Below are 17,420 nucleotides of genomic sequence, written 5' to 3'. Positions count from 1 at the left end.
TTTCTTATTCTCTCTGGCTTGTCACAGTGGCAAAGAAAAAGGCCCGGACACGCGCCGGGCCTTTTGTATTATCGTTAGCGCCGGGGCCAGCTTACCAGACCATGCGCATCTTCACGCCCTCACCGTTCAAGTACTCTTTCAGCTGGGTGATAGTGTACTCGCCGTAGTGAACGATGGACGCGATGAGCGCGGCGCTGGCTTTGCCCTCGGTCAGGGCGTCCAGCATGTGCTTGGGCGATCCGGCCCCGCCCGAGGCGATCACCGGGATGGTCACGGCTTCGCTTATCATGCGCGTGAGTTTCAGTTCGTATCCGGCCTTGGTGCCGTCTGCGTCGATGGAGTTCACGCAGAGCTCGCCCGCGCCCAGGGCCTCCACGGTCTTGGCCCATTCGATGGCGTCCAGGCCCATCTTCTTGCGGCCGCCGTGGATGACGATCTCGTAGCCGGAGGGAATCTGTTCGCTCACGCCCACATTGAGCACGTCCATGCCCACCACCACACATTGCGATCCGAAGGCGGCCGCGCCCTCGCTTATGATGTCAGGTGTTTTCACGGCAGCGGAGTTCACGGAGATCTTCTCCGCCCCGGCCATGAGAACGGCCCGCATGTCTTCCACTGTGGAGATGCCGCCGCCCACGGAAAAGGGAATGAATATCTTGGAGGCGACTTTTTCCACCACCTTGAGCATGATGCCCCGGCCCTCGGAAGAGGCGGTGATGTCGTAGAACACGATCTCGTCCGCGCCTTGCTCGTAGTAGGCCTTGGCGGTTTCCACCGGGTCGCCGATGTCCACGTTGCCCAAAAACTTCACGCCCTTGGTGAGCTTGCCGTCGCGGACGTCCAGGCAGGGGATGACGCGCTTACTGAGCATTGGACACCTCCCCGCAATATTTGGCGAAATTCGATAAGAGCCGAAGCCCGGGGCGGCCGGATTTTTCCGGGTGGAACTGGACGGCCCACAAGCCGGGACGGCCGTGCAGGGAGCAGAAATTCATGCCGTAGAAGGTGGTGCCGAGCACGAACTGGGCTTTGGGAACCGGGTAGTAGCTGTGCACGAAATAGAATTCGGAGTCCGCGTCTACGCCGTCGAACAGCTCGCAGGGCTTGGTGAGCGCCACCTTGTTCCAGCCCATGTGGGGGATGCGGATGGGCTGGCCGTCCTCTTCGGTGAGGGCCCGGTTGAACATGGCGCACTCGCCGGGAACGATGCCCAGGGCTTTGGTGTCATTCTCCTCGGAGTAATCCAGGAGTATCTGGCAGCCCACGCAGATGCCCAGAAGGGGCTTTTTCGAATCCACGATGGAGCGCAGCACATCGTCCAGGCCCGTGCTGGTCAGTTCGTCCATGGCCTGACCGGCCGCGCCCACGCCGGGAAAGATGACGCCGTTTGCCTTGAGCAGGGTATCGGGGTCTGCGGTGATTTGGCAGGGGATTCCAAGATAATCCAGGGCGCGGCGGACCGATGTCTGGTTGCCGGCCTTGTAGTCGAGAATGGCGAGCATGGCTTCCTCCGTGCGCGGTTGCTAGTAGAATTTCCTGGCGGAGGCAAGGGGCCGGGCGTCTTGAGTTTTGGAGACGCCTTGCCTAGTGTCTGGCCGCTTTGGCTGTTGGAGAGGGAAGCCTCCGGCGGCCAGAGAGGGCGCCGCCCTCTCTGGACTCTCCCGCCAAAGGTTGACTCGGGCCGTCCTGGCCCTCGCCCTGCGGGCGCTGCAAGCAGCGCCTAATTCCGCTGTCCTGCGGAATTGTCGTCGCCCTTTGGAATCCCTTTCGGCTACGCGTGAATCACCGGCCAGCCGTGGTTCATGCGAAGCATTGAGGGTCCAGGGGGATCATCCCCCTGGCGGGTGCAGGGCGGCGCCCTGCCGGGGTTTGGGGTGGAACCCCAAGTAAACTGGAGGTCATTTGATGATAAAGACTTTGCTTCTGTCGGTCGTCCTGACCGCATGCACGGCGAGCGCGGCTATGGCCCAAAGCGGAGGCTACATGGAATGTACAGCCTGTCAGCTCGTTCTCGGATTGGTGGAGGCTTCCGCAGGTGACGGGCAGAACATTGTGGTGGACGCGAGCAAGCAGTGTTCGCTCCTGCCCCCTGGTGACCGCGATGCCTGCGTGAAGTTCTACGCGGCCATGGGCCCCAAGTTCATACAGGCCCTCAAGGACCGGCGTGCCAAGGGAGAGGGCTTGGATGCCATCTGCCGGGCCATGTCCTATTGCCAGTAGCGAGTTGACAATACATCGAATTATGATGTGACGTAGCGAAATACGCGAGCCTATTTAAACAAGAACAAATGGCCGGGGGATCGCTCACCCGGCCGTTTCAGTTGATACGAGGTGGTCAGGCTATCGTTTTCCTTGCTTGTGATGGAATATCTTCGCTTCGGTTTTGAGTTGGTTCTTGTCCAGGTGGGCGTAGCGGTTCACAGCGCTTCGCGCCAATGTGGCGACGATGCGGGACAGGTCGGATCCCTCCCAGGTTTCCCTGAATGCAGGCACTTCAAGCACGGCTGCTGAGATCGTGTATCCATTTGGTACGTCCGGAGCCAGGGCCACATCTTCAAATCGAACCGCCCCGGGCTTGCCCAGGGCGTCGGAGAGAAGGGTGGAAGCCATCTCCGCAAAAAACTTACGCACATCCTCCGTGGACTCTGCCCTGTCCATTCGCTCCCTGAATCCTGGCGCCACGGTTTGCTCAAGACGGGTGAAGGAAATCTGACGGGTCATCTGCTCCTCCTTGCCGCCGCAGCTCAACGGTCGGCTCTGACACATGCCTGAAGGATAGCATATTGCGGCGAACGGTCAAACCGGTTTCGTGAAATGACGAAGAGGGTAATGTGGAATACTGAGCCATCTGTGCGTGGAGAACGGCCCGTGACCTTGATCTCGTCTTGGAAAAAGCGTAGCTATTAGACTAGAAATTTCCCCCTGTTCGTTAACAATCGAGGAGTGCCGATGAATATACTGATGGTGGTCACCTCCCACGACAAGTTGGCGGACACCGGGCGAAAGACGGGCTTCTGGCTGGAAGAGCTGGCCGCTCCGTATTACGTGTTCAGGCAGGCGGGCGCGGACGTTGTTCTGGCTTCGCCCAAGGGAGGACGGCCTCCGGTGGACCCCGGGAGCGTTGTTCCCGAAGCCATGACGGACACGGCCAGGCGCTTTCTGGACGATCCTGAGGCCCAGGCGGCGCTGTCCTCCACGGTGAAACTCGCCGGAGTTTCAGCCGAGGGTTTCGACGCGGTGTTCTATCCCGGCGGGCACGGCCCGCTTTGGGATCTGGCCGAGAACAAGGACTCCATAGCGCTCATCGAGGCCTTTTACGCCAAGGGAAAGCCCGTGGGCGCGGTGTGCCATGGCCCGGCCGTGCTTCGCCGCCCAAGGAAGGCAGACGGGTCTCCCCTGGTGTCTGGCAAGGCGGTCACGGGTTTCACCAACAGCGAGGAACAGGCCGTGGGGCTCTCTCAGGTGGTGCCTTTCAGTATTGAAGACGAGTTGACGGCCAATGGGGCCAAGTTCGAGAGCGCGGCCAACTTCCAGCCGTACGCCGTGGCGGACGGCAACCTGGTTACCGGGCAGAACCCGGCGTCCTCCGAGGCGGCCGCCAGGCTGCTGCTGAAGCTTCTCGCCTAACTCAGACTACTTAAAAAAAGAAAAGGCCGTGGATGCGTCTGCAACGCGTCCACGGCATGTGTTGTTTGGGGGAGTTCTAGCGGCGTTTGCCCGGGGTGAACCGCTTGGGGTCGATGTTGTGCTTCTTCACCTTGTAGTTGATGATGCGGTAGCTCTCGCGAAGATCCTTGGCAGCCTGGAACATGTTGCCTTTGGCCTTCTTCAGGGCCTCGATCAAAAGCTCCTTCTCGAACTGGTCCACTGCTTCGCCAAAGGAGAGGGTGGCCTCGGTGTTGGAGCTTTCGGCGGTCTGCAGGGTCGGGGGCAGATGGTAGGCCCTGATCACGCCGTCTTCGGACTGGTCGAAGGCCCGCTCCATGCAGGAGCGCAGCTCGCGAACGTTGTCCGGCCAGTGGTACTGGCTGATGAGGTCTATTGCAGGCGTGGAGATGCGCTTGAATTCCCTGCTCTCGGTGGCGGCGAATTCCTCCAGAAAGTATTCGGCCAGAGGGAGCACGTCGCCAGCCCTGTCGCGCAGCGGCGGGACGTAAATGGTGACGACCGAGAGGGCGTAGTAGAGGTCTTCCAGGAAATCCCCGCTGTTCACCAGGTCTTCCAGATTGGCCCGGCTGGAGGCGATGACGCGCACATCCAGGGGGATGGGCTGGTCGGAGCCGATGCGGTGGGCAACCCCGTCCTGAAGGAAACGCAAGAGGCCCTGCTGGGTCTCCTGGGTCATTTCCTCAACGTCTTCGATATAAAGGGTGCCGCCCTGGGCCAGTTCCAGCGCCCCGCGCTTGGACTGGGTGGAGCTTGAGGCCTCGCCTTTTTGAATTCCGAACGTGGCCCGGAAGATGGCATCCGGCGGCTCGGCCGAGCAGACCAGGCGATGGAACGTGCGCTTGCGCCTGGAACTCTGGCCGTGGAGGGCCTTGGCCAGGTATTCCTTGCCTGTGCCTTCCTCGCCGCGCAAGAGCACGGGCGAGTCGTTCTGGGCGGCCTGGTCGATCTGCCTGAGCACAAGCCGCATGCTTTTGGAAACAGCCACAACCTTGTGCTTGATCTGGGCCTCGGCCACGGCCTCGGGTTCGGGCTTGGCTTTGGCCCGGGGCTTGACCAATTCGTCGCGCAGACGCTCCGCCGTCAGGGCGAAAACGCCGCCGGCGGCCATCATGAAATCCCTCTGGCGCTCCAGAAAGACCGGCGGGGCTTTGGCGACGTCGGCACAGAGCGCGCCCATGGCGATGCTCTGGCCCGAATACTTCTGGCCGGGCACCACGACCGGGACGCAGATGAAGGCCAGGTTCTCGAGCTCTCCGGCCGGGCGGCCGTAGAAGTCGGGATGGTCGGCCATGTTCTCGATGATGACCGACTGGCGCGTGGCCAGGGTCTGGCCGATGACAATGGGGCCGGGACCCTGGGGGGTGCCGAAGAAGGCTTCCTGCCCGCGCGAAAGCGACAGGCGCAGATTCTTGAGCGGCACGTCCAAAAGCTCAAGATACACCCTGTGGTAGTTCATCGTCTCAACGAGCCTCGCCAGCATGACGTCCAGGCAGTCCCTGGCGGGCCGCGAAGGAACGGATTCGTCGAGCAAGGCTCTCAGAGCGGTGAGGAACTTTTGCGACAGGCTCTCGCCGGAAGAGAAGACATTCATACGAGACTCCCGATCAGCCGAGGACTGCTTTGGCGCCGAGCTCCAGGGCTTTGAGGTTCACCTCCGCCAGCGCGGGCTTCAAGTACTTGCGCACCGAACGCTCCAGGGCGTCCATGCCAAACGGCAGGGCCTTTACCGCGCAAGCGGCTCCCAGAAGCACGGTGTTGGCGCTCTGTGCGGCTCCAGCCTCCTCGGCCAGTGTCCGGCACGGCAGAAACAGCGCCTGGGAAGCCACGGCCTGCGCCTTGGCGCGAACGTCGTCCAGCGCGGGGTAGCTTGCCTTGCCCGTTGCCACCGAAAGGGGAGGCAATGACTCGGAATTGCTGATGAGCTTTCCGCCCGGTTTCAGATAGCACAGGGCCCGCAAGGTCTCCAGGAGTTCGAAGCCAAGCAGGACGTCGGCTTCGCCATGAGTGATTTTGGGGCTCAAATAGCCGATGAGAACGGTGGATTCCACCACGCCGCCACGCTGGGCCATGCCGTGGATCTCTCCGGATGTTACCGGCAGGCCTTCGTCCAAGGCGGTAAGCGACACGAGCTTGGTGGCGGTCAAGGTTCCCTGGCCGCCCACCCCGGTGAAGAATATACGTGCGCGCTGCATCTTAAGCGCCCCTTTTCTTTGCCTTGAAGGACTTGTCCAGTTGGAGGCAGAACATGCATCCCGAGCACATAGCTTCGTCCACGCGCACGGCGCCGCCCTCTTTGAGGAAGGCCGGACAGGCCAAAGTGTTCAGCACGTTCAGGCATCCTTCGCTTTGTGCGGCAACGGTGGCCGTCTGGGGTTTGCCCTTGCCGCTGGTCCGCCGCTCGTGGATGACGCACGGATCGCGGAAGATGATGACCCGGGGGCCTTTCTTGGCCTTCATGTCTTCCAGGGCCTTTTTGGCGGCCTTGTGGTTGAACGAACTCAAGGTCACCACGCTCTTTACGCCGCAGGCCGCAACCAGGGGCTCGATCTCGATGGGGCGCTCATTGGGGCCGATGGCCGTGTGGTCCACGCCCGGGTGGGGCTGGTGGCCGGTCATGGCCGTGGTGCGGTTGTCCAGGATGATCACCAGGATGTCGTGGTCGTTGTAGACCGCGTTTATGAGCCCTGTGATCCCGGAGTGGAAGAACGTGGAGTCGCCGATGAAGCCGATGGTGGTCTTTCCGCTGGCCGTGGCGAAGCCGGAACCAGTGGAAATGCTCGACCCCATGCACAAGAGGAAATCGGCGGCGGACAAGGGAGGCAAAAGCCCCAGAGTATAGCAGCCGATGTCTGAGGAGTAGAAGGCGTCGTCCCCGAAGACTTCGCGCACAGTGAAGTAGGAGGCCCGGTGCGAGCAGCCGGAGCAGAGGTTGGGCGGGCGCATGGCCAGGCCCTGCATGGGCGCGCAGTGGTCAGCGGTGCGGCCTTGGCGGCCGCAGGCCAGGCGCAGCGCATGGCGGACCATGTCCGTGGAGTATTCGCCCCAGGCAGGCAGGTTCTCGCTCTTGCCGATCACTTCCAGGCTTACGCCCTCGCGCTGGAGAAGCGCCCGGATGTGGTTCTCGACCAAAGGCTCGAGCTCTTCCAGGATCAGTATTTTGGAGAGCCCCTTGGCGAAGTTCAGAATCAGGCCGTCGGGCATGGGGTAGCTGAAACCAAGCTCCAGCACTTTCACGGAGCCTTCCATTCCCTCTTCCAGCAGGGCGTCCGACAAGTAACAGCGGCAGATTCCCGATGCGATGACGCCCAGGGTCCCCTGGCCGCTCACCTTGTTCCAGGGAGACTGTTCTGCTTCCTGGCGGATTGCGCTCAGACGATCCAGCAGCTGGCGGTGCTGCACCCTGGAATGTGCCGGAATGGGCACGAACTGCTGCAAATTGCGCGCGAAAGGCTTGAAGGACTTTTCCTTGGGCAGGTTGCCGAGTGTCACCGGCCCGCGCACGTGGTTGACCCTGGTGGTGGTGCGCAAAAGCACCGGCTGTCCGGTGCGGGCCGCCAGGTGCAGGGCGTCGCGGGTCATGTCCTTGCATTCCTGGGCGGTGGCCGGCTCGAAGCAGGGCAGTCCGGCCAGGCGGGCGTAATAACGGTTGTCCTGCTCGTTCTGGCTGGAATGGCATCCGGGGTCGTCCGCGGAGAGAAGAACCAGTCCGCCGGGCGCGGTGATGTAGGAGAGGGTGAGCAAGGGGTCGGCCGCCACGTTCACGCCCACGTGCTTCATGGTCACCAGGGTGGGCGTTCCCGCCAGGGCCGCGCCGGCCCCCACTTCCAAGGCGACCTTCTCGTTGGTGGAATACTCGAAGCGGTACTCGCCCTCGCGTGAGAGCCTGAAGAACGTGTCAGGCACTTCGGAGGAGGGAGTCCCGGGGTAGCAACTCACAAACCCGACGCCGCCCTCGAGGGCGCCTCGGACAATGGCCTCGTTCCCAAGCAGCAGCAAAGACTCGCCCGGGGTATCGGCCAACAGGGGGCTTGGCATGGATGCTGATCCTTTGAGACGGTTATTTCATTTTGGCTTTGATTTCGTCGATCTTGGCCTCGTAGAAGGCCTTGTTGCCTCCGGCGCCCAGGTCCTTCATCCGCTCGTAAGCGGCCAGGGCTTCGCCCCAGGCCTGGGCTTCCTCGGCCACCACCGCGAGCTGGCGGGCGACCACGGGCTGGAATCCCTTGGGAGCCTTGGGCAGAAAGTCGGAAAGAATCTTCACGGACTGAGCCTTGTCTCCGCCGAGGGCCACGGCGGTGGCGCGGCCCATGACAGCCAGTTCGCGGATGCCGTCGGGACCGGTGATGGAAAGCTGGTTCCAGGCGTCGGCTGCCTTGTCAAAAGCGCTCTGCTCCTGGGCGGTGCGGGCGATTTCCAGAAGCGCCGCTCCCTTGGTGGAGGCCGGGGCGTTCTTGAAGTATGCTTCCAGGGCAGCCAGGCGTTCGGGGCCGGTCTGGGTGGAGATGATGGCTCCCAGCTCGTTCTCGGCCTTGATCTTGGCCTGTTTGGCGCTCTGGTCGTACCAGACGTAGGCTCCCACGGCCAACACGGCCGCGATCACCGCAACGACGGCGGTACGCCAGTATTGGGACACAAAACGCGCCAGGGGGGTCATCTGCTCGGGACGGTCGAAAGTAATGTCTGCCATGTGGTGCCGTATCTCTAGTATTGAGGATTTAAAAAAAACCGCCGCTTACGCGGTGGAGGGCCGAAAGGCGTTTCATCTATACCTAAAGCCCCCTGACTGTCAAAAGGCTCTCGTTGACGAGGGTGCGGGGCCAAGGCTATCTGTGGCCTTCACCCCATCGGAGGACCCATGAGCATTCATGATCAGATGAAGGCGCTGGCAGGCCAAGCCAAGAACGCGTCCCGTTTTATGGCCAAGGCCCCTGGTGCGGCCAAGGACAAGGCTTTGACAATCCTGGCCGGTCTGTTGGAGTCGCGTGCGGATTTCATCGCCGAAGCCAACGCGAAAGACATTGCCAAGGCAGAATCTGCCGGCATGGATTCAGCCAAGCTTGATCGTCTTCGCCTGTCGCCAAAGGTCCTGGCGTCAATGGCCAAGGCCTGCCTGGACGTTGCGGCCATGCCCGATCCGGTCGGGGCAATAGAAACCATGTGGCAGCGGCCCAACGGGCTCATGGTCGGGAAAATGCGCATTCCCCTTGGCGTGGTGTGCATGATCTACGAGTCGCGGCCCAACGTCACCGTGGATTCGGCCATCCTGTGCCTGAAGGCGGGCAATGCCGTAGTCCTGCGCGGCGGGTCCGAGGCGTTTCATTCCAATATGGCCCTGGCGGCCCTTTTGAGCCAGGCCCTGGAAGAGGCCGGGCTGCCCGGCGGAGCCGTGCGCCTGGTGGACACCACCGACCGCGCCGCCGTGCCGGCTCTGTGCAAGCTGGACGAGTATATCGACGTCATGATCCCCCGTGGCGGCGAAGGACTCATCCGCTCGGTGGTCGAAGCGGCCACCATGCCGGTTCTCAAACACTACAAGGGCGTCTGCCATATCTATGTGGATGAGGATGCCGACCTGGAAGGGGCGGTGACCATCGTGGACAATTCCAAGTGCCAGCGCCCCGGCGTGTGCAACGCCTTGGAATGCCTGCTGGTCAGCCGCGCCGCCGCGTCCGTCCTGCTCCCCAGGCTGGCCGAGTCCCTTGGCAAGCGCGGCGTTGAGTTCAGGGCTTGCCCCGCGTCTCTTCCTCTGCTCGGTCCCACGGCCAAACCCGCCACCGAGGCCGACTGGGGCTATGAATTCCTGGACTACGTTCTGGCCGTGCGCGTTGTCGAGAACATGGACGCCGCTCTGGAGCATATCGCGGCCTACGGCTCCAACCATACAGAATGCATTCTCACGGCCAACCACGACCGGGCCATGCGCTTTTTGCGCGAGGCGGACGCCTCCATGGTGGGCATCAACTGCGCGACCCGCTTCAACGACGGCGGTGAACTGGGTCTTGGCGCCGAGATCGGCATCAGCACCTCCAAGCTGCACGCGTATGGCCCCATGGGGGTCAAGGAACTCACCAGCCTGAAATTCGTTGTGTTCGGGCAGGGGCAGGTGAGGGGGTAGTGACCGGCGAGGTTCTCATTGCGGGCCTGATCCCTTTGGGCCTGAGTGCGGGCGGGAGGTAATACCGATGTCGCGCCTGGGCATTCTGGGCGGCTCGTTCAACCCGGTGCATGTGGCTCATGTCCGTCTTGCCGTGGAAATGGCCGAGGCCTTGAACCTGGACCGGGTCGAACTCATTCCGGCAGCCAGGCCTCCCCATAAATCCGACGGGGGCATGCTGCCCTTCGAGCTTCGGGCCGAGCTTCTTTCCTTGGCCATTCAAGGCATGGAAAGCTTGCGCGTCAATCTCATGGAGGCCGAGCGTCCCGGTCCGTCCTACACCTGGGATACCTTGACAGAGCTCGCAGTCAGAAATCCCGAAGACGACATCCATTTCATCATGGGGGCGAGCGACCTATTAAACCTGCACTCGTGGAGGCACGGCACGGAACTCGGCAGCCTGGCAAATCTGGCCGTGGCCACCCGGGATCATCTGGGAAGGGCGGAGGTGGAAGCCTATCTCGCGGCCAGGCCGGAGATCCGTTGCGAACCGGACGGTCCGGGCCGGTGGCGCATGGACTCCGGCAAACGCATCGAACTCGTTGACATTCCACGCCTTGACATCAGCGCCTCCTTTGTAAGAGAGCGTTTCCGGCGCGGGGCGAACCTGCGTTTTCTCATCCCTCGCACAGTCGAGGAGCAACTCAACCGCCAGAGGGACCAGATCCTCAAGATATGGTCTTGAGTTTGGCCCTATGGAAAAGGTTATAGCGTGAATCATGTCTTTTCGGGCCGGAGGCTCGTGGCAGCCTGCTGCTCGGTCTTTTTTTGCCTGGTCCTCTGCATCCCCTTGACCGCTCAGGTCTTGAACCTGGCCCCCCAGGGGAAACTCGCGGAAGCCACCAATTCTCCATTTCCTGATTTCGCATGGAATTTTGATGTGTTCAAAGCCATGGGAAAGAGCATGGCTTCGGGCTGGCTGGACAAGAACTTTCCCTTACGCGGGCTTCTCATCCGCTGGTACAATTACTCTTCAGCCACCCTGTTCGGCTCCATATCCGGGAATTCGCCGGTTGTTGTCGGCAAGGAGGGGTGGCTTTACCTGGCCAAGGACCGGACCATAGACGTTCTGGAAGAACACCGCGCCGTAAAGCCGCTCACAGAGCCACAACTGAAGCATCTGGCCTCCATCTACGAGGAGCGCAAGGCCTGGCTTGCCGAGCGGGGCATCAAGTATCTGGTGGTCATAGCTCCCAACAAGAACACCCTGTACCCGGAATACCTGCCCGATGAATTCAAGCAGGTGGGCCAGTCTTCGCGCATGGAGCAGGTCATGGCTTTTCTTGAAGCCAAGACGGACCTCAATGTGCTGGACCTACGCCTGGTGCTTCAGGAAGCCAAGAAGACCGCGCAGGTGTTCTACGCAACGGACAGCCATTGGAACGCCCGGGGCGCCTTCCCGAGCTACCAGGCGGTGATCGAGCGCCTGGGCAGGGATTTCCCGAAATTAAAGCCCATGAGCGCCGACGAGTTTTATCCCCAGGACTACACCTTTCTGGGCGGGGACTTGTCCTACATGGTGGGGCTTGAGGAATTGGTCACCGAACACAAGGTATTCATGCTGCCCAAGAAACCTCTGTCCGCCAGGGGCGTGAGCACGGGGATTTTCAAGCCTGGCTATACGCAGCCGGCCCAGGCCTCCTTGCGAGGCGACGTCCCGGGGCTGCCCAAGGCGGTTTTTTTCCACGATTCGTATTTCTGGGACATCCTGGGATTTCTGGGCGAGCACTTCAGCCGTTCCGTCTATGTATGGATGAGGCCCGGGCTTGGCGGGAAACAGGGCCTGTTCGACAAGGAACTCATCGAGTCCGAGAAGCCTGACGTGGTGGTGGAGCAGGTCGCCGAGCGGTTCTTCCTGCCGCAGGTGGTCAAGGCTCCGGTCGCGGGGGATGCCCAATGAGGTCGCTTGTTACGGCTTTGCTTTTGGTGCTCGTTTCTTTCGCGCAGGCCTTGGCCGTCCCGGTAGAGAATCCGTTCGCGGGCTTGTCCGGGGAGTTGAGGATAACAGGGAGCGACGTGGGTCTCATCGCGGCGCGCGAGGCTGCCGAGAAGATTATGGCCCAGAATCCGTCTGTGAAGATAACCTTCACCTTGACCGGGCCAGGCATGGGGCTAAGGCGCGTCCGCTTCCGCCAGGCGGATATCTGCCTGTATGACCGCAATCCGCCTGAGGCACACCAGCAGCAGGGGGCAAGCCTCTCTTTCGTTGCCTACGGAGTGGATCCGGTGGTCGTTGTGGTCAATCCGGTCAACACCGTCGGTCCTCTCTCGATTGATCAGCTCCGCCTGCTCTTCAGCGCCAAGATAAGGACGTGGGAATCCGTGGGTGGCGGCTCGTATCCCGTCATGCCGATTTACATCGAAGCTTCCGAGATCGAGGGAAAACCCGACACCAAGCCCGGCAATGTCAGCGTGTCCAGCCAGCCCGCCATGCGGTTCACCCTTGGAAGAAACAAGGAGACCCTCGGGTTCATCAGCATGCGCGACCTGGACGCCACGCTCAAGCCGGTGGCCCTGGAGGGTGTCGCGCCGGACTTGGAGGCCTTCAAGGCCGGACGCTACAGGGTATACAGATTGATGTACGCGGCCATGGGCACGGACCCGTCGCCCCTGGCCGCCGCGTTCATGCGGTACATGGCTGGCCCCCAGGGACAGGCCTTGCTTGAAGCTACGGGCTATCTGCCCTTGGCCGCGAAGCCCGCCTGGGAGACGGTGTTGCCCGTGGGCGAGCCGGATAGAATCGCTCTGGGATGGTAGCTTAGCCTTTACAATGTCCCAGAAAGGCTTAAAATACACTGAAACCTGAAAAGCGACGGACGATACCCGTGTTCCAGCCTCGACCAGTGAAGCCCCGTTCTTCATCCCCACATGCTTGAGCTCCTCCTGGCCATCGCCTTTGCCCTGGTTCTGACCTCGTTTTGCTCCCTGAGCGAAGCGGTGCTCTATTCGCTCCGCTGGAGCTGGATAGAACGCATGCGCGCCGAGGGGAAACGCTCGGGCGAGATCATGTACCAGATGCGCATGAACATAGAAAAACCCATCACTGCCATCCTCACGGTGAACACCATGGCCTGTGCCGCCGGGTCAGCCGTGGCGGGCGCACTGGCCGTCGGGGTGCTGGGCGACGAACAGCTCATCTATTTCACGGCGTTGTTTTCGGTGTTCATTCTCGTTTTCGGGGAGATTCTTCCGAAGACCATGGGCGTTGCCTATGCGAGAAGGCTCAGTCCCGTTCTGGCCGGCCCTCTGAAGTTCATGGTGACGGTGCTCACCCCGGTGATTTGGGCCAGCGGCTTCCTGGTGAACCTGGTCAAACCCAAATCCAAGGGACCGGACGCATCGGAAGACGACATCCGGGCCATGGTCAGGCTCACCAGCCGTGCCGGCAAGATTAACGCCCTGGAAGAGATGTCCATCACCAACATACTTGCTCTGGACACCAAGCAGGTTCGCCAGATAATGACCCCGCGCACGGTGGTGTTCTCGCTTTCAGCGGATACGACGGTGGCCCGGGCCAGGGAGGAGAATCCACTCTGGCCCCACAGCCGCGTTCCGGTCTACGAAGCGGACGACCCGGAGAACGTTGTCGGCATCGCCTTCAGGCGTCAGGTTTTTGAGGCCCTGGCCAATGACCAGCATGGGCTCAAGCTTTCCCAGATAATGAAGCCGGTGCAGTTCGTTTTGGACACCATGTCCTTGGATAAGGTTCTCATTCGCTTTATCGAGTCCAAGATGCACCTGTTCGTGGTTCTGGACGAATACGGCGGGGTGTGTGGCGTGATCACGCTCGAGGACGTCCTGGAGGAAATCCTTGGCAAGGAAATCGTTGACGAGACCGATGAGGTCGCGGATATGAGAGAGCTGGCCAGGGTGCGCCGGGAACAGCTTCTTCGTGACCAGACACCGGGTGGGGGGAATTGATGGCGGGAAACAGCAAGACAGGCGTGTACGCGGCCGCGGCGTTTCTTTTTCTCGGAGGTCTCGGCTGGCTCATCTACTCCGGGCTGGATGAAGGTTCGGTCTATTTTCTCAATGTGAGCGAGGCCCTGGCCGTCACCCCCGAGAAGCTCGGGCAGGCAAGGCTTTTCGGCACCGTGGCCGAGGAAGGATTGACCACCGCCCCCGGAGGGCTTGGCGTGAGTTTCACCCTCCTTGACAAGGACGACAAGGCCAAGACGCTCCTCGTGGAGTACAAGGGGGCCGTTCCCGATACCTTCAAGCCTGGTGTCGAGGTCATAGTGGAGGGGGGGATGACCCCTGGCAAGGGAGTCTTCGGGGCCACCACGCTCATGACCAAGTGTCCGTCCAAATACCAGAAAGAAAACCGCAAAGAGACCCGGGGCTGAGAAAGCCGCCGGGGCCTACGCCCTAAGGGGGAATCGTATGCATTTTGCCGCCCATTGGGCGCTTTTGTTGTCTCTTATCGGTGCGTTGGCCTTGGCAGGGCTCGCTGCATGGCAGCTGTTCAACAAAGATCCCGGGAAGGCCTCCTGGCTCGAGGCCGGGCAGAGCGTGCTTTTCTCGGTTCTGACGGCCGTGTCCGTGGTGCTCTTCATCGCCCTGTACAAGCGTGATTTCTCCTACGAATACGTCTACAGTTATTCCGACCGCGTTCTGCCGCTCTTCTACGCACTTACGGCGTTCTGGGCCGGGCAGGCCGGTTCTCTGCTTTTCTGGGCCTGGATGACCGCGCTTTTCGGCCTGGCCTTCTCCATGACCCGGGGCTACGGACGGCTCGCGCCTGAAACCAAGGTGCATTTCTGGATGTTCTTCCTGGCTGTGGAGGCCTTTTTTCTTCTTCTGCTCACGGGGCCGAGCAACCCGTTCTTGAAGCTCATGCCCGCGCCCATGGACGGCAAGGGGCTCAATCCGCTTCTGCAGAACCCCGGGATGATATTTCATCCGCCGCTCTTGTTTCTCGGCTATGCGGGATTCGCCGTGCCCGGCTGCCTGGCCTTGTCCTCTTGGATTACCGGTGAGAAGACCTCCTGGCTTGCCAACACCCGTGGCATAACCATCGTTTCCTGGATAATGCTCACGGCAGGCATCGTCCTGGGCTGCTGGTGGGCCTACATGGAGCTGGGGTGGGGCGGCTATTGGGCCTGGGACCCGGTGGAGAACGCCTCGCTCATCCCCTGGTTCTCGGCCACGGCCTTCATACACACGGCGGTGGTGGAATCGCGCCGGGGGGCGCTTAAGCGCACCAACGTGATCCTCATGGCCCTGACCATGCTGCTCTGCTTCTTCGCCACCTATCTGGTGCGCAGCAACGTGATCGAATCCCTGCACGCCTTCGGCGAGGGCGGGGTGGGGCGGCCGCTCCTGACGTTTATTCTCGTTGGCTTGGCGGTGACACTCGTCGTCGGCTTCACCGGAAAGCCAGCTACCGCCTCTAAACCCATGTCCGGGCTGGTTTCCCTTCCGGGCATGCTGGTGGCCCTGGCCTGGCTGCTCATGGCCTGCGCCGGGGTGGTGTTCCTTGGGACCCTGTGGCCGGTGATCTCCAAGCTGTGGAGCGCCAACCCCGTGGGCCTGGACGCCAACTTCTACAACAGGGTGTGCAACCCGCTCTTCGTTGTGGTGGGCGTCATTCTGGCGTTCTGCCCGTGGCTCAGCTGGAAGGACGGCCTGCGCGAACCCCGTTGGGCCATGGTTGCCCTGGTGGCCATGCTCGCCTCGGCTGCCGCGTTTTTCACCATGGGGTACCGCAAGCCTGTTCCGCTGGTCGGCATGGCCTCGGCCGTGTCCGCGCTGGTGAGCCTGGCCATGCTGCTTGCCACCTCCAGGGCCGCCCGAAACCTGAAAGGCGGGCTCGGGGCCTGGATGCTGCACGCCGGCCTGGCCCTGGTGCTGTTGGGCGTTGCCTTCTCCGGCCCCTACCAGCAGTCCAAGGAAGCTATCGTCTCTCCCGGCCAGTCCGTGGAACTGGGTGAATACAAGCTGACCTACGTGGACCTGGAGGAATTCTCCACTCCCGGTTACGGCGGGGGCAGGGCCAAGATCGATGTCAGCAAAGACGGCAAAGCCCTGGGCGAGCTGACTCCGGAGAGGCGCATCTACAAGAACTTCCCTCAGCCTTTTGCCGAAGTCTCCGTGATTCCATCGTTTGGCGAGGAACTCTACGCCACCCTCCTGGCCTATACCGGGGACAAGGGCGCCAGCATCAAGGTGAGCATCAACCCCCTGGTGAACTGGTTCTGGATCGGCGGAACGCTCATGTGCCTGGCTGGTTTTTTGTGCCTGGGGCGCGCCCAGAGCCAAGAGCCCTGAGATGCTCAGTCTCTCGGCTGTGGCCAAGTTCTACGGCGACCGCCTGGTTTTCAAGGGGCTGGACGTAAAGGTCCTTCCCGGCCGGGCTCTTATGGTCGTCGGGGCCAATGGAGCGGGGAAATCCACCCTGCTTCGGGTCATGGCCGGGCTCTCGAAACCCTCCGCCGGAAAGGTGGAGACGTCTCTGGACAGGCGCGAGATGGCCTACCTGGGGCACCAGACCTTTCTCTACGGCGAGGCCACGGCCCTGGAGAACCTGCGCTTCTGGACCGGACTGTACGGACTCGGCCTTGACGACTCCGCCCTGGAGCTGGCCCTGGACCGGGTGGGGCTTAAAAAATTCGCCCAGGAACGGGCCGGGCATTTTTCCAGAGGAATGGCCCAGCGCCTGAATCTGGCCCGGGTGTTCTGCATCGCACCCAAGCTTCTTTTTCTCGACGAACCGGACACAGGCCTGGACGAGGCGTCCAAGGCCGTTCTCCACCAGGAGATAGCCCGGGCCAGGCAGGGAGAACGCGCCGTTGTCTGGGTGAGCCACCACCTTGAGCGCGACCTTCCCAAGGCCGACGACGTCCTGCATCTGGACCGGGGGCGCGTTGGCTATCTGGGACCGGTTGCCGGATTCGACGCATCCGTGATGTCCGGGGCGTCTGTATGCTGAGCCCAGCGCTGCGCATAGCGGCCAAGGATCTGCGCCTGTGTCTGCGCGGAGCCCAGGGCCTGGCCCAGACGGCCCTGTTGGGGCTCCTGGTCATATTCGTCTTCAGCCTTTCGAGAAGGCCTGGCGAAGAAGTGCCCGCGCTGGCCGCGGCGGCCATCTTCTGGCTGTCCACGCTTTTCGCCCAGGTGCTGGTGTTCAGCGGGCTCTACGCCCTGGAAGAGGGCAATGGCGCGCGGCTTGGCCTGGCCATGTCCCCCATGCCGCCCCAGGCCGTCTGGCTGGGCAAGGCCATGGCTGGCCTGGTTTTGATCCTGTGCTGCCAGCTGGTATTTGCCGTGGCGGTCGCGGCGTTTTTGGGACAGGGTGTGGCCGGTTCCCCAGCCCTGGGGGGGGCCACCGTGCTGGTGGTTGACCTTGGCCTTGCCGGGCTCGGTTCCTTCATGGGCGCCTTGGCTTCGGGCAAGACGTCGCGCGAATCCCTGCTCACGGTCATCTTTTTCCCGCTGATCATTCCCGCGCTTCTTGCCGGAATCAGATTGCTGGAGGGAGTGATACTGGGCACGGACGCGGGGCTGGACTGGCTCGGGCTGGCCGGGGCTTTCGCCGCCGTGTTCTGTGCCGCGGCGCTGGTTCTTTTTCCGTTCATCTACACAGGCGAGGAATAGG

General features: G+C 61.9%; 18 protein-coding genes. 11 read left to right on the top strand and 7 right to left on the bottom strand.

Features of this window, described 5'->3' with window-relative positions:
- Positions 1-91 precede the first annotated feature (91 nt).
- On the bottom strand, positions 92-871 hold the full coding sequence (gene hisF, locus HY795_18150) for an imidazole glycerol phosphate synthase subunit HisF (GenBank protein ID MBI4807142.1): 780 nt from the start codon (positions 869-871) through the stop codon (positions 92-94).
- Positions 861-1,502 carry an imidazole glycerol phosphate synthase subunit HisH gene (gene hisH / locus HY795_18145; protein MBI4807141.1) on the bottom strand — a complete coding sequence of 214 codons (642 nt, stop codon included), beginning with the start codon at positions 1,500-1,502 and terminating at the stop codon, positions 861-863. The genes hisF and hisH overlap by 11 nt, the downstream gene beginning before the upstream one ends.
- A 403-nt stretch (positions 1,503-1,905) precedes the next feature.
- Between hisH and HY795_18140 the strand changes: the two genes are divergently transcribed.
- Positions 1,906-2,220: a hypothetical protein gene (locus HY795_18140; protein ID MBI4807140.1), complete on the top strand. Its 315-nt coding sequence runs from the start codon at positions 1,906-1,908 to the stop codon at positions 2,218-2,220.
- Between the two features lie 120 nt (positions 2,221-2,340).
- Here the strand turns inward: HY795_18140 and HY795_18135 are convergent, their stop codons facing one another.
- A complete protein-coding gene (locus tag HY795_18135; protein MBI4807139.1) occupies positions 2,341-2,721 on the bottom strand; it encodes a hypothetical protein in 381 nt (126 codons plus the stop codon).
- Between the two features lie 228 nt (positions 2,722-2,949).
- On the opposite strand from HY795_18135, the gene HY795_18130 reads away from it, so the two are divergent.
- Positions 2,950-3,627 carry a type 1 glutamine amidotransferase domain-containing protein gene (locus HY795_18130; GenBank protein ID MBI4807138.1) on the top strand — a complete coding sequence of 226 codons (678 nt, stop codon included), beginning with the start codon at positions 2,950-2,952 and terminating at the stop codon, positions 3,625-3,627.
- A 76-nt stretch (positions 3,628-3,703) separates the two neighbouring features.
- On the opposite strand, the gene HY795_18125 is transcribed toward HY795_18130, so the two are convergent.
- Genes HY795_18125 through HY795_18110 form a run of 4 tightly spaced genes read right to left on the bottom strand, consistent with a single transcriptional unit; the run spans position 3,704 to position 8,356 of the window.
- A complete protein-coding gene (locus tag HY795_18125) occupies positions 3,704-5,260 on the bottom strand; it encodes a sigma-54-dependent Fis family transcriptional regulator (GenBank protein ID MBI4807137.1) in 1,557 nt (518 codons plus the stop codon).
- 13 nt (positions 5,261-5,273) lie between these two features.
- Positions 5,274-5,861: an indolepyruvate oxidoreductase subunit beta gene (locus tag HY795_18120; GenBank protein MBI4807136.1), complete on the bottom strand. Its 588-nt coding sequence runs from the start codon at positions 5,859-5,861 to the stop codon at positions 5,274-5,276.
- 1 nt (position 5,862) lies between these two features.
- Complete coding sequence (iorA, locus tag HY795_18115; protein MBI4807135.1) at positions 5,863-7,704, bottom strand: indolepyruvate ferredoxin oxidoreductase subunit alpha; 1,842 nt, start codon at positions 7,702-7,704, stop codon at positions 5,863-5,865.
- Positions 7,705-7,726: 22 nt separating this feature from the next.
- Complete coding sequence (locus tag HY795_18110) at positions 7,727-8,356, bottom strand: hypothetical protein (GenBank protein ID MBI4807134.1); 630 nt, start codon at positions 8,354-8,356, stop codon at positions 7,727-7,729.
- Positions 8,357-8,524: 168 nt separating this feature from the next.
- Between HY795_18110 and HY795_18105 the strand changes: the two genes are divergently transcribed.
- From HY795_18105 to HY795_18065, 9 genes are all read left to right on the top strand, one after another.
- Positions 8,525-9,784, top strand: a complete 1,260-nt coding sequence (locus HY795_18105; protein ID MBI4807133.1) for a glutamate-5-semialdehyde dehydrogenase — start codon at positions 8,525-8,527, stop codon at positions 9,782-9,784.
- A 67-nt stretch (positions 9,785-9,851) separates the two neighbouring features.
- The gene (gene nadD, locus HY795_18100; protein MBI4807132.1) at positions 9,852-10,508 is read left to right on the top strand and encodes a nicotinate (nicotinamide) nucleotide adenylyltransferase; all 657 of its coding nucleotides are present in this window, start codon (positions 9,852-9,854) and stop codon (positions 10,506-10,508) included.
- A gap of 57 nt (positions 10,509-10,565) precedes the next feature.
- A complete protein-coding gene (locus tag HY795_18095; GenBank protein ID MBI4807131.1) occupies positions 10,566-11,723 on the top strand; it encodes a hypothetical protein in 1,158 nt (385 codons plus the stop codon).
- Positions 11,720-12,580 carry a substrate-binding domain-containing protein gene (locus HY795_18090; GenBank protein ID MBI4807130.1) on the top strand — a complete coding sequence of 287 codons (861 nt, stop codon included), beginning with the start codon at positions 11,720-11,722 and terminating at the stop codon, positions 12,578-12,580. Before HY795_18095 ends, HY795_18090 begins: the two co-directional genes overlap by 4 nt.
- A gap of 111 nt (positions 12,581-12,691) precedes the next feature.
- Entirely contained in the window at positions 12,692-13,744 is a 1,053-nt protein-coding gene (locus HY795_18085; GenBank protein MBI4807129.1) for an HlyC/CorC family transporter, read from the top strand.
- Positions 13,744-14,169 carry a cytochrome c maturation protein CcmE gene (locus HY795_18080; GenBank protein ID MBI4807128.1) on the top strand — a complete coding sequence of 142 codons (426 nt, stop codon included), beginning with the start codon at positions 13,744-13,746 and terminating at the stop codon, positions 14,167-14,169. The genes HY795_18085 and HY795_18080 overlap by 1 nt, the downstream gene beginning before the upstream one ends.
- Before the next feature lie 37 nt (positions 14,170-14,206).
- Positions 14,207-16,093 carry a heme lyase CcmF/NrfE family subunit gene (locus HY795_18075; GenBank protein MBI4807127.1) on the top strand — a complete coding sequence of 629 codons (1,887 nt, stop codon included), beginning with the start codon at positions 14,207-14,209 and terminating at the stop codon, positions 16,091-16,093.
- A 1-nt stretch (position 16,094) separates the two neighbouring features.
- A complete protein-coding gene (locus HY795_18070; protein ID MBI4807126.1) occupies positions 16,095-16,754 on the top strand; it encodes an ABC transporter ATP-binding protein in 660 nt (219 codons plus the stop codon).
- On the top strand, positions 16,748-17,419 hold the full coding sequence (locus HY795_18065; protein ID MBI4807125.1) for a heme exporter protein CcmB: 672 nt from the start codon (positions 16,748-16,750) through the stop codon (positions 17,417-17,419). Before HY795_18070 ends, HY795_18065 begins: the two co-directional genes overlap by 7 nt.
- Position 17,420 lies beyond the last annotated feature (1 nt).

The organism is Desulfovibrio sp. (assembly GCA_016208105.1).
Classification (GTDB): Bacteria; Desulfobacterota; Desulfovibrionia; order Desulfovibrionales; family Desulfovibrionaceae; genus Fundidesulfovibrio.
Note: the sequence above shows the minus strand (reverse complement) of the source record. Positions and strands in the feature narration are given on the sequence as shown.